Origin of the sequence: Flagellimonas marinaquae, from assembly GCF_023716465.1 — a bacterium.
GTDB classification, from domain to species: Bacteria; Bacteroidota; Bacteroidia; order Flavobacteriales; family Flavobacteriaceae; genus Flagellimonas; species Flagellimonas alginolytica.
In genome coordinates, this window is the sequence record NZ_CP092415.1 from 3,610,334 (window position 1) to 3,622,541 (window position 12,208).

Annotated in this window: 9 protein-coding genes; 1 reads left to right on the forward strand and 8 read right to left on the reverse strand. The window is 41.0% G+C overall.

Annotated features, from left to right (window positions below):
* Positions 1-43: 43 nt before the first annotated feature.
* From MJO53_RS16040 to MJO53_RS16055, 4 genes are read right to left on the reverse strand one after another with little or no spacing between them, the layout of a single operon-like run.
* Entirely contained in the window at positions 44-2,023 is a 1,980-nt protein-coding gene (locus MJO53_RS16040; RefSeq protein ID WP_224836790.1) for a protein-disulfide reductase DsbD family protein, read from the reverse strand.
* Entirely contained in the window at positions 2,020-3,327 is a 1,308-nt protein-coding gene (gene tilS / locus MJO53_RS16045) for a tRNA lysidine(34) synthetase TilS (RefSeq protein WP_252079858.1), read from the reverse strand. Before tilS ends, MJO53_RS16040 begins: the two co-directional genes overlap by 4 nt.
* A 22-nt stretch (positions 3,328-3,349) precedes the next feature.
* Positions 3,350-4,585 (reverse strand): anthranilate synthase component I family protein, encoded by a 1,236-nt coding sequence (locus tag MJO53_RS16050; RefSeq protein WP_252079859.1) that lies wholly within the window; start codon positions 4,583-4,585, stop codon positions 3,350-3,352.
* A gap of 55 nt (positions 4,586-4,640) precedes the next feature.
* Entirely contained in the window at positions 4,641-5,171 is a 531-nt protein-coding gene (locus MJO53_RS16055) for an NADPH-dependent FMN reductase (RefSeq protein WP_252079860.1), read from the reverse strand.
* A 130-nt stretch (positions 5,172-5,301) separates the two neighbouring features.
* Here MJO53_RS16055 and MJO53_RS16060 point away from each other — a divergent pair, with 130 nt between their 5' ends.
* Complete coding sequence (locus tag MJO53_RS16060) at positions 5,302-6,498, forward strand: heparan-alpha-glucosaminide N-acetyltransferase domain-containing protein (protein WP_252079861.1); 1,197 nt, start codon at positions 5,302-5,304, stop codon at positions 6,496-6,498.
* Between the two features lie 112 nt (positions 6,499-6,610).
* Here the strand turns inward: MJO53_RS16060 and lpdA are convergent, their stop codons facing one another.
* The 4 genes from lpdA to MJO53_RS16080 all read right to left on the reverse strand — a co-directional run bounded on the left by lpdA (position 6,611) and on the right by MJO53_RS16080 (position 12,141).
* Positions 6,611-8,014, reverse strand: a complete 1,404-nt coding sequence (lpdA, locus tag MJO53_RS16065) for a dihydrolipoyl dehydrogenase (RefSeq protein ID WP_224836785.1) — start codon at positions 8,012-8,014, stop codon at positions 6,611-6,613.
* Positions 8,015-8,253: 239 nt separating this feature from the next.
* On the reverse strand, positions 8,254-10,488 hold the full coding sequence (locus MJO53_RS16070) for a hypothetical protein (protein ID WP_252079862.1): 2,235 nt from the start codon (positions 10,486-10,488) through the stop codon (positions 8,254-8,256).
* Between the two features lie 65 nt (positions 10,489-10,553).
* Positions 10,554-11,336, reverse strand: a complete 783-nt coding sequence (locus MJO53_RS16075; protein WP_252079863.1) for a PorT family protein — start codon at positions 11,334-11,336, stop codon at positions 10,554-10,556.
* Between the two features lie 346 nt (positions 11,337-11,682).
* Positions 11,683-12,141, reverse strand: a complete 459-nt coding sequence (locus MJO53_RS16080; protein WP_252079864.1) for an Lrp/AsnC family transcriptional regulator — start codon at positions 12,139-12,141, stop codon at positions 11,683-11,685.
* Between the last annotated feature and the right edge of the window lie 67 nt (positions 12,142-12,208).

The following is a 12,208-nucleotide window of genomic DNA, read 5'->3' on the forward strand; positions in this document are numbered from 1 at the left end:
AATTATTTTCTTAATCCACTTAAAAAAATTTAACGAATGTCAACTAATTTCCCATGGAAAGGTTATGCTTTTCCAATCCCGATCTTAACCATGCCCCATAGGTTTCCACATCTACATATTGTACCGCTTGGTTCAAGATTTCCATATTTGGGGACAATAACACATAATAGGGTTGAGAGGCCGCATTAAAGTTAACAGTTTGGAAGGTACCCCATTTTTGACCGATGGTCTCGATAGCTTTAATTCTTCCGGAGTCGAATTTAAAATTGAACTGTTCCGATTTAGGCAGCTCCTTTCTATCGTCTACATAAAGTGAAATTAGCACGTATTCCTCTTTTAGAATTGGATAGATGCTTGGATCGCTCCATACATTTTCTTCCATTTTTCTGCAATTGACACATGCCCATCCCGTAAAATCGAGCAGAATGGGTTTGTTTACTTCTTTGGCAAAGGCCACGCCCTCGTCAAAATCCTTAAAACAATCCAATCCCAAGGGACAATCACTTTCCGTTTCCACTACACTATAAAAGCTTGGTGGCGGGAAACCGCTCAACAATTGCAATTGGTTGACATTAAATAGCCCTAGAACCAAATACACCGTAAAAACCAAACTTACTATTCCCGTTAGCTTTCGTGCTGGTGAAAGATTTTTTCTTGGTCCGTCATGAGGAAATCTAATCACACCGAACAAATACAGTGTGGTCAACACAAAAAGTACGACCCATATCCCAATAAATATTTCTCTTTTAAAAATACCCCAATTGCCCACCAAATCAGCATTCGACAAAAATTTGAATGCGAGGGCCAATTCCAAAAATCCGAGAACCACCTTAACTGTGGTCATCCAACCGCCGGACTTGGGCAAAGAATTTAACCAGGCCGGGAACATGGCGAACAGAGCAAAGGGGAGCGCCAAAGCCAGGCCAAACCCTACCATTCCCATGGTTAGATTTGTGGCCACATTGCCTTCTGCCAATGTTGTACTCCCCAAAAGTCCTCCCAAAATGGGCCCGGTACAGGAAAAGGATACGATGGCAAGGGTCAACGCCATAAAAAAGATGCCCAACCCACCTCCTACTTTGGACGAGGCGGCGTCCATTTTGTTGGCCCATGAACTTGGCAACGTCAATTCGTAATAACCAAAAAATGAAAAGGCAAAGAACACAAAAATGACAAAGAAGAACACATTGAGCCAAATATTGGTGGCGATGGTATTCAATATTTGAGAATCGACCGAATTGAACAGATGAAAGGGCAGGCTCAACAGAAAATAGATCAACACAATAAAGAAACCGTACAATATGGCATTGCCCACTCCTTTAGACCTATTCTGCGATTGTTTGGTGAAAAAGGAAACCGTTAATGGAATCATTGGAAAAACACATGGGGTCAACAAAGCAATCAGACCTCCCAAAAATCCAAGCCCAAAAATCACCCAAAGACTGGATTTTCCATCAGATCCCCCTACTCCATTTTGGTTCAACAACTGTTTGTTTTTAAAATCAACTTTAAGAGACTCCCCAAGAGCAGCACTCCGGTCGTCCAAAGCAGTTTCTTCGGCCACAAAACCGCTACCGTCCAACGATATTTGAAAATATTCATCCACTGGAAGGCAAACTTCTTTACAGATTTGATAAAAAAGGTTCACCGAAATTTGATTGACGGAGGTATCCAGTAGTTTTATTTTTTGGGTAAAAATGGCTTCCTCTTTAAAAAAGGTCTCCTCAACTTCGAAAATATCGCTGTACTCTTTGATAGTTTCACTTTCCTGGGTCTTTCCTAAAAGCTCGTAATCCTCTCCTGCCTTTTCAAAAGTAAACTCACTGGGCAGTGAACCTCCTTCTGCGGTATATTGGGAATACACATGCCACCCGTCCATGATCTTCCCTTTGAACACCAATTCGTATTCGGTATCCGAAATTTTATGCACTTCGTGGCTCCAAACTGCAGGGTTTTCATCGGTTTGGGCAAAAATGGTAAAATTAATAAAGAGAAATCCTAGAAAGAGTACTGCTAATCTCATGTAATTTGGGTAATCTTAAGTATTTTCCGGGTTGAATCATCAACCTTAAATCGTTCGTCGGCCCGTTTGCCCACAACCCAAACAATTTTGTTGTCCGAGCAGAGAAGCCACTGTTTTTCTTTGGAAACAAGATCCATTTTTTCATCCTTGAAAAATTTGGACACTTTTTTCTTTCCTTTCATGCCGAATGGATAAAAATAGTCGCCATTTATCCAATTCCTTAACACTAACGGAAAGTTTAACTTTTCCTTGTCCAAAAATACGACATTTTTAGCCCTTTCATCAATGCATCGCACATCTTCCAACAGTAATTTAACAGGTCGATCAATGCGAGTGTCCGCTATATGGACATAGTAGGATTGACCCGCATTACTTTGCAGTTTTGACAGGATTAGACAATCCCTATCCTTTACCATCCGATGAGTTCTTGAAAACACTTGTTTTCCACTCTCCGCGGACAGTAGACCTTTTACATCATCCCACTCCGTAAACCCAAAATCATTAAATAGGCCATATAGATGGGCATCCAATGGGTCGAGTTGCCGTAAATCTTCAATTCTTATTTTGATGTCACCTTTCCAAGGCTGGAACACGCGATTCTTTAATTCTAGTATGGAGTTTTTAAGAATACCGTTGGATTGGCCCAGATTATTCTGCGTACGCAAAAAGTTTTGAAGAAAAGTAGGGTGCAGTTCCTTTAAGAGAGGAACTATTTGATGGCGAATTTTATTTCGAAGATATTTGGTGCTGGCATTGCTACTATCCTCTCGCCAATTTATATTTTCTGATTTAGCATATCCCAAAAGTTCTTTTTGAGAAAATGGCAAGAGAGGACGTATCACCTTTCCATTGATTTCAGGAATTCCAGACAGCCCATCGAGTCCTGTTCCACGTGACAAATTAATCAAAAAGGTTTCGAGACTATCGTCTGCATGATGCGCCGTAAGCACATACCCACAACTTGTGTTGTCCAATATCTCAGTAAACCATTGGTAGCGAAGGTCACGTGCCGCCATTTGAATGGAAATGCCATGATTCCTGGCATACTCTTCTGTTTCAAAATGTTTTACATGGACTTGAACCCCCCATTGCCTTCCCGAATTACGAACAAAATCTTCATCACCGTTACTCTCTGCTCCCCTGAGCTTAAAATTGCAATGGGCCAATTCTATATCCAATCCCAGTCCAAGACATAAATGTGCAAGCACCATGCTGTCCAATCCGCCACTACAAGCCAACAATAGCCTTTTATCCTTTAAAAAAGGTAATTTTTTGGCAATATGCTCATTGAATTTTAAAAACATAGTGCGAATTTACGAATAAACCTTAGCCTTCCTCCAAAACGGTTCGCATTGCTTTGGCCTTGAGCAGACATTCCTGATACTCCATCTCTGGTTTGGATTCTGCAGTTATGGCACCGCCAACAGAATAAGAAATATATTTTTTTTCGGCGTTGTACAAAATACTTCGGATCACCACATTAAAATCAAAGTTACCTTGAGGATCAAAATATCCGACCGTTCCACTGTACAACCCTCTTCGGGTCTCTTCCAAGTCTTCAATGATCTTCATGGCGGAAATTTTTGGGGCCCCCGTCATACTGCCCATCGGAAAAGTTTCTTTTATGATTTCAACTGGGTTTTTATTTTCTTCCACTTTTGAAATTATTGTTGAAATCAATTGGTGTACTTGCTTAAAAGTGTATACCTTGCATAATTCCTCAACCTTAACGGTACCCTTTATGGCACTCTTGGAAAGATCATTGCGCACCAAATCGGCAATCATAATATTTTCTGCCCGTTCTTTCTTGTTTTTTGCCAATTCATCCTTAATTTTTTCATCCTCATTGGCATCTTTTCCCCTCGGGGCAGTTCCTTTGATCGGTTGAGAGATTACCTTTTGGCCTATCTTTTTTATATAGCGTTCCGGTGAGGCACACATTAAATATTGATCGTGCATTTTTACATACGCCGCGAACGGGGGTTCGGATATACTGTTCAATCTAATGTAGGTTTCCAATGGTTCTATAACAACGTCTTCTGCATAAAATTCTTGACAAAAGTTGGCCTCGTAAATGTCTCCTCGATGGATATGTTCCAAAAAGCGATTGGCTTTTTCAAAATAGGCATCCTTGTGGATCCGCATTTTTATTTTGATGGGCTCGGCATCACTTTTGGGTAGACCCAGAGAGCCGTATTCCCGAATTTTGGCCAAGTCGCTATCAATTTCGCAGGCATAATCGTTTAAATAGTTGAACCTAAGTTGTCCGTCTGCTATAATGATGATCTTTTTGGGGCAAAAAAAACGAAGTAAAGGGAGTCCAAGTCCATCAAAATTGTTGGACGTTAAGTCTTCAAGTTCATTTTTAAAATCATACGAAAAGTAGCCGAACAACCAATCCCTTCTTCGTTCTATAAATGTTTGAAGTTCGGCGTCGGTATTGACCCATTCTTGAGCGCCAACTGCCAAACATGCCTCGAAAGTGGAGTATGGGTCTTGGTGCCGGTTACTGTCCAGCCAAACCACTTCCCTGTTCGACCTGGACCACTGTAGCAACGCCATTTTACTTTGTAAGTCAGGGCTTATCTTAAAAGAACGGTTCGTCCGCAATACCTATTTATTTTAACGAATCTAAAAATGTGTCGAGTGCCTTTTGGTGATCTTCCTTTAAAGCCTTGTCAACAATTGTACCATCAAAATTATCATAAAATGAAGGCAAGGAAAAGGTCGCTGTTATCTCTGCCCCAAATCTCGGCAACATATTCCCTACAACTTCAATAGAGCCCTTGGCTCCTCTTTTTCCCCCGGATGTTGACATTAAAAAAACCTTGGTTCCTTCCAAAAAACCCCTGTCCGATCTAGATAGCCAATCCAATACGTTCTTAAAAAAAGCCGAAGGATTTCCATTGTGTTCGTTTACGGATAAAATAAGCGCCTCGGAATTTTTGATCTTAGTTTGTAGTTCTTGTATTTGCTTTGGAAAACCATTTTCTTTTTCATGATCTTCGCTGTACATCGGAAAAGGGTGTTCTGCCATGTTCAACACCTGAATATCACTGTCTTGCACCAATGAAACCGTATGCTTTACCAATTTAAAATTGATGGATGTTGAAGAATTGCTTCCGGCCAGTGCCAAAATTGCAGCCATAGTATAAAATTGTTGATTGTTTCGCTAAAATACCTCGATCAAAGCAGAGATGCGACTATTTTGTATATTTTTGACGCACAGAACATCCAAACATACTGCAAAACAAGTATATAGGTCGAAGTAAATTTAGATGACAGCCAAAAGTAATAGGTTATTTTTTATTGATGCCATGCGGGCCTGGGCCATATTAATGATGCTCCAAGGTCACTTTATCGACGGTTTGCTCGACCCTGTTTTTAGAGACCCGAACAATCCGGTTTACAGCATTTGGCTGTATTTTCGAGGAATTACCGCTCCGGTATTTTTTACGGTATCGGGTTTTATATTTACATACCTGCTCATTAGAGTGCCTCAATCGGGTATGGAAAATCCCAGGGTTTCCAAAGGAATTCGACGGGGATTACAACTTCTGGCCATTGGATATTTGCTAAGATTAAACCTCGGAGGACTATTTAAAGGTCAGATTTACAATGCTTTCTATCTGGTCGACGTATTACATTGTATTGGAATGTCCATCTTGGGACTTATTGGAATCTATGTATTCACATCGAAAAGAAAAAAATGGGTGTTCCCTTTGGTTTTGATCAGCTTCACCTTGATTCTATTCCTTTTTGAGAGGGTTTATAAGGATTGGTCTTTTGCATTTTTACCCGATTTCCTTGCCAACTATTTCACAAAGGCGAATGGCTCTGTGTTCACTATAATACCTTGGTTCGGTTATGCCACTTTAGGTGCTTTTATTTCGGTATTGTTTACCCGTTATAAGGATTTTAAATATTTATATCCCTCCGCCATTGCACTTTCACTGGGAATGGGATACCTGCTAATTTATCAATCCACCGACGCGTTTGCCCTACTATACGATTGGACCGGGTTTGAATTCCTTAAACTGATATTGTTCAATAACTACCTATTTATACGATTGGGCAATGTTTTTGTCGTTTTTGCCGTGTTTATGGTCCTAAGGCAGTTAATGACCAATAAAACGATTTTAAAAATCGGGGCAAGCACCTTATCCATTTATGTAATACACTTCATTATTTTATACGGCAGTTTTACCGGGTTGGGGCTGCACCGATTTTTTAATCGTTCGCTATCCCCTGAAATAATTATACCCGGAGCAATCCTTTTTATGATAGCTTGTAGTTATTTTGCATTGCAATACAACAAGTACGAGACGCTTATTAAATCTCAGGTTGTTTTGGGCGCTAGGTTCGCCCGAATCCAGCTACTGGAATTAAGAGAGGTGTCAATCCCTGTTTTCCGTGAACTTTATGTACGGTTTAGGCTCTTTTTGCGACGATTATTACGAACTGTTCGGAGCTAAAAAAAGCATCCAATCCTAAGATTGAATGCTCTTTTTGTACTTAGCTTCTTCTATCTATTTGCGAGTATATTCTAAGTTGATACTAGAATCAAATTCAACCCTACTTTTTTGATTACACGTGCAGTGCCCTATCATCGGTCGCTGCCAATGCCGCTTCTTTAACTGCCTCTGCAAAAGTTGGGTGCGCATGGCTCATTCGAGAAATATCCTCCGCAGACGCCCTAAACTCCATAGCGGTAACACCTTCTGCGATCAAATCGGCACAACGTGCCCCGATCATGTGGATTCCCAATACTTCGTCGGTATTTTTATCTGCAAGGATTTTTACAAAACCATCGATATCCATGCTGGCTCTTGCTCTTCCCAAGGCGCGCATAGGGAATTGCCCTGTTTTGTACTCCACCCCTTCTTCCTTTAGCTGTTCCTCGGTTTTGCCAACAGCAGCAACTTCCGGCCAAGTGTAAACCACACCGGGAATCAAGTTATAATCAATATGTGGTTTTTGTCCTGCCAATAGTTCAGCGACCATAGTTCCTTCTTCCTCGGCCTTGTGCGCCAACATAGCTCCTTTCACCACATCGCCGATGGCATAAATATTGGACACATTGGTTTGCAGGTGTTCGTTCACCTCTACTCTTCCCCTATCATCCAATTTCACTCCGGCGGCTTCGGCATTCAACCCATCAGTATAAGGTTTACGACCAACACTTACCAAGCAGTAATCGCCAGTAATGGTAACCTCGTTTCCTTTTTTATCGTCGGCTTTTACAATTACTTCATCACCTTTGCGCTCAACAGATTTTACTTTGTGGGAAAGGTTGAACTTTACCTTTTGCTTTTTCATCACTTTGGTAAGTTCTTTGGAGAGTGCCCCGTCCATTCCAGGAATAATTCGATCCATATACTCCACCACGGTCACATCCGCCCCTAATCTTTTGTACACCTGACCGAGCTCCAATCCAATAACTCCACCTCCGATTACGATTAAGTGCTTGGGAACCTCTTTCAGCTTTAAGGCTTCGGTAGAGGTAATCACTCGCTCCTTATCAATTTCGATAAAGGGTAAGGAAGAAGGTTTGGAACCTGTGGCTATAATTATATTTTTCGCCTCAATCGTCTCTTCGCCATCTTCTTTTGCAATGATAACATGGGTGGCATCCTTAAAACTACCGATACCGTGATACACATCTATTTTATTCTTGCCCATTAAAAACTCGATACCCTTTGTAGTCTGGTCCACAACACCTTGTTTACGGGCAATCATTTGCTCGAGGTTGACTTTTATCTCGCCGGGTATTTCGATTCCATGCTCTTCAAAATGTTTTATGGCATCTTCGTAATGGTGGGAAGAATCCAATAACGCCTTGGATGGGATACAACCTACATTTAAACAGGTTCCCCCAAGTGTGGCATATTTTTCTATTATTGCCGTTTTCATCCCCAATTGGGCACATCGAATGGCCGCTACATAGCCTCCTGGTCCAGAGCCGATGATAGCTACATCATATTGATTCATAGTATTATTTTCGATTCGATAAACAAAACAAAAATAACAATGTTTATCCGAATAGCACAGCTTCTTTACGGATTTGATCAAAACAAAAAAAAGAGATTGCCTTCTTGTTTTGGGACAATCTCTTTTAAACTACAATCAAATAACACTTAACTAACCCATTGAGGCCTTATCTAAAGAAAAAGCCGGACCATACGATCCGGCTTTTATAAAAGTAAACTCTAAAAAATTCACTTTAAATATTAATAGACATCTTCACTCTTATTACCTGTACCATACCTAATGTTCACTACATGGGTAGTTCCTTCTTCCAGCGTAACATTTGTTGCATCACCACCTAAACTATAGCTAGATGTAGAATTCTGTACATTAAGGTTCTGCAAGTATCCGCTACCTTGGTCGGTGATAATATAATCTCCAAACCACTGATATTCTCCGTTAGAGTAATAAATTCCATCTGTGATTTCTATTGTAGCACCGCTACCTGGCGCTCCCTCAATAGTTGGTACTATGGCCGCCCCAAAGTTATCAGTATAACCTTCCCCGTTGCTGTTAGAGAAATCATTCAACTCATCGCTATACGTACTTATGTCTTCAACCTGTCCATCTTCATTAATATCGAAAGAATTGATATACTTGGATGCAGACGTGGACTCTGGCTCAACCACCGTTATTCTTGGCATTTCTGAAGAGAAAAATTCTGTTATATGGTCATCGGCCAATGGGTCCTGAAACTGAACATTACCATTTGCATCTACGGTAAAATCGGACATATCCAAATAGTCATAATCCTCCCATACACTAGCTGTTGATACTGGTTGGTAATGAATACTAATATCAGAAGGCACCAAAGTATATGGGGCGGTTACTCCAGAATTATCCACATCATACCTCCATTGAGTACCAAAAGCGTGCGTTGTGATCGCTGCACTACCAGAATCAAAAGTGAACGAAGGACCGGTATAATCTTCACCCCCATCAATAACTTGAATCTCAAACACTTCAGAATTAGCTGCTGTTACAATATATACCGCATCTCCGTTAGCATTATCGTTTTGGACAATCCTCATTTCTACAACATCAAAATTAGATATACTGATGGGGTTATCGAAAAAGTTACCTGTAGCAGTAGATAAAGCATTATCAAAAGCCGCTTGTGTAAATTCACCTGTACCATTGGTAGTAACTGCGATTAGGTTGTCACCTGAAGGATATTCATACGTAAAGATATCACCATTTGCATTGGTGTAATCTATTTCAAAATCAAAGTCATACTCAGTATTGGCAACGTACCCGGTACCAGCATTCGCCAAAGTAGCACCAGTAATTGAATTAACTCTAATTTCAGCCCTTACGTAAGCCCCATAACCCGTTGGATCGCTAACACTTACTTTGGGTGATGCTATATAGCCCGAGCCACGGTTTGTAAACTGATTGATCATATAATTGTTAATCTGCGGTGTTGAAGATGAAATGCTTACCACTGGCAAAGTGCGACCTACTTTACTCAAAGCCAATGTAAAGCCTTCGCCTCCGGCACTCTCTGGTTGATCAAAAACAATTCTTGCGCCAGGTACGGTAGGAATAAAATCAGTTCCATATTGAGGACCATAGTTGGTAAGTATATTTCGGTATTCCGGTTGGTCCAGATCCTTTCCGTCAACACCATTTATGGCCAAACGCTGCTCTGCCTGTACCTCGGGAACAATCAAATCAAAATTCACTCCGGCCGGAACTTCCATGGTGTACTCCCCGGTGGCATTGTCCACCATAGCGGAGCCTAAACTTAATGCATTGTCATTGGTTGCATAAAAATAGTCTATATCAACTGAACCCTGGCTTACCAAGCTATCATCAAAATTGGCCAAAATCCTTATGTCCTGTGGCACCTCTTTTGTATCGTTTGTCAAATCAGTTTCAATAGTGGCCACACCTTTAACGGTTGCCGTAGCCGAATTGCCCCCCAAAACGGTAATGATCGCATTTTCGGTCACGGGCGTTGGAATAATCTGTTGATCAACGATCTGGAAGTGCTTCCCTTCCTGAATTTGACCAAAATCCACATTAAGCGTGACATCGATAATGCTTTCTCCTGATACCGTAACCGTGTTTCCACCAACTGCCACACGATCAAAGAACACGGATCCCGAAGCATCGGTCACCAAGGTTTGGTTGTCTGCCGTACCACTCTCGGCTGCAGCTACCATGGATACATTCAACCCTTCTACCCCTAGGCCATCCGTATCAACGACCTTAAATTGAAAGCTCACCATTTCACCAGCGGCGTTGAGCGCCTCCAAAGACTTGGCCGCGGCAATTGAATCGGATTCTTTGGCAAGGTCGTTCTGCAATTCTAGAAGATCTCCTTCAGAGAAATCATCCTGACAGGAAGATACAAATACCACACTGGCCAATGCCAAAATGGAACTGTATATGAGCCTGTTTTTTTTCATGCTTTTTTTCATAATTTTTTTCATGATTTGTGTATTTAAAATAATTGTAATGGAATTTGGATATAGTTTATATTGAACTCGTTGTAGTGTTAGAAGATGGTATATGCAAAATTGAACCCTAACCGTTGCACACGCAGTTCGGTTATGTTCGCGGGCTGCCCCACCATTATGTTGTTGATATCCTTTAACCCCTTTTCATAGATGATTTCCAAGGAGAAAATCTGACCATTGGGCATTTTAAAGTCCAGGGCAAAGCCAAAGTGCACGGCAAAATCAAAACTGTCGTAGTCACCGCCTACATTTTCCCATTGGTTGGAAAGGATGATGCTTGTATTATCTGTAAAAACAAAATAGGAATCGTGGTTTTCTACTGCCCTAAAAATGTAAGAGCTGCTCCCACCAACAATAAGTTTAGGTACCATTGGCGCATCTTTTAGCTCTGGAAGCCCCAATCGGGCAGATACATGTGCCTTGGCTGCATGCAGCAATACCTGACGATTAAGGTATTGCAGTCGGCTGATGTTACCATTAGCTCCATAGAAAGATGATTGCCCTGAAAGAAGGCCGAGATCCCTGTCCATGTCTGCACGCCCACCCCCATATAGGTCAAAGGACAATCCCCCTTCGGCCTGTAAATATGGTAGAAACTGACGGCGAACAAAACCTCCGGCCGTAGCAGCGACCACATTTCCTGGCTGACTAAATTGACTAAATCCGATACCTACTTTGGCGCCAATGGCAAGTTCTCCTTCGATCTCAGCGCTCTGAGCCCTGGAATCCGTAAAACTAAGCGCCGCACATAAAACAAATAGGCCGGTGAAGAACCTCATTTTATGATTGCACCCATTTTTACATGGTTTTTTTCTCATCATAATAATTATTCTAAGTTTTAAAGATTTTGAGCAAAACAACTCAAAAAGACCCTGTTTATACCCTCTCAATTGACGGATGACCGTTTTGAATTGACGGATGAGGATTTTTTAACAATTTGCTGCCGATTGAAATCGTTAAAAGTGGTGATGGGGGAAGTACGAAGTAAGAGGTATGAAGTGAGAGATTGCTAGTGAACAGTTGTCAGCAAACAGTCCTTTTGTAATACATAAAGAATCATAAACCTTTGAGCATTTTGAAACCTGTCTACCGACAATGCAGATTCGTTTAAAAAAATACAAAGTGGGATTGTTTGGTTTTTGTCAATTGATAATTGTTGATTGTGCATTAGATATGAACGGATGGACTATTCTTTACCTCGTTGATCACAAAAGAACTTTGGGTGTTGCCAATATTGGCAATGGCAGTAAGCTTTGTGAGCATAAAGTCTCGATAACTTTTCATATCGGCAACATAGATTTTCAGAATATAATCGTAATCCCCCCCGACATGGAAGCATTCGGAAACCTCTTTCAATTGTAAAATCTCCTGTTCAAATTTTAGTACATTTTCTTTGGTATGATGGATCAACCGTATTTGACAGAGCACCATAAAATCCCTGCCGACTTTGTGCTTGTCCACCAAAGCAGTGTATTGCGTAATTACTCCGTTGCGCTCCAGACGGCGGATTCGTTCATAAACGGCAGTTTTGGACAAATGCAGAGCATCCGCGTATTGTTTTGTGGTTTTTTTACTATCATTTTGAAGCAATCTGATCAATTCAATATCCAATTTATCCAATTTCATAACGTCAATTTTTCTAACATGCTTGGCTAAATTGCGTCATTTAAGAACAATTTCCTAATATTTATCA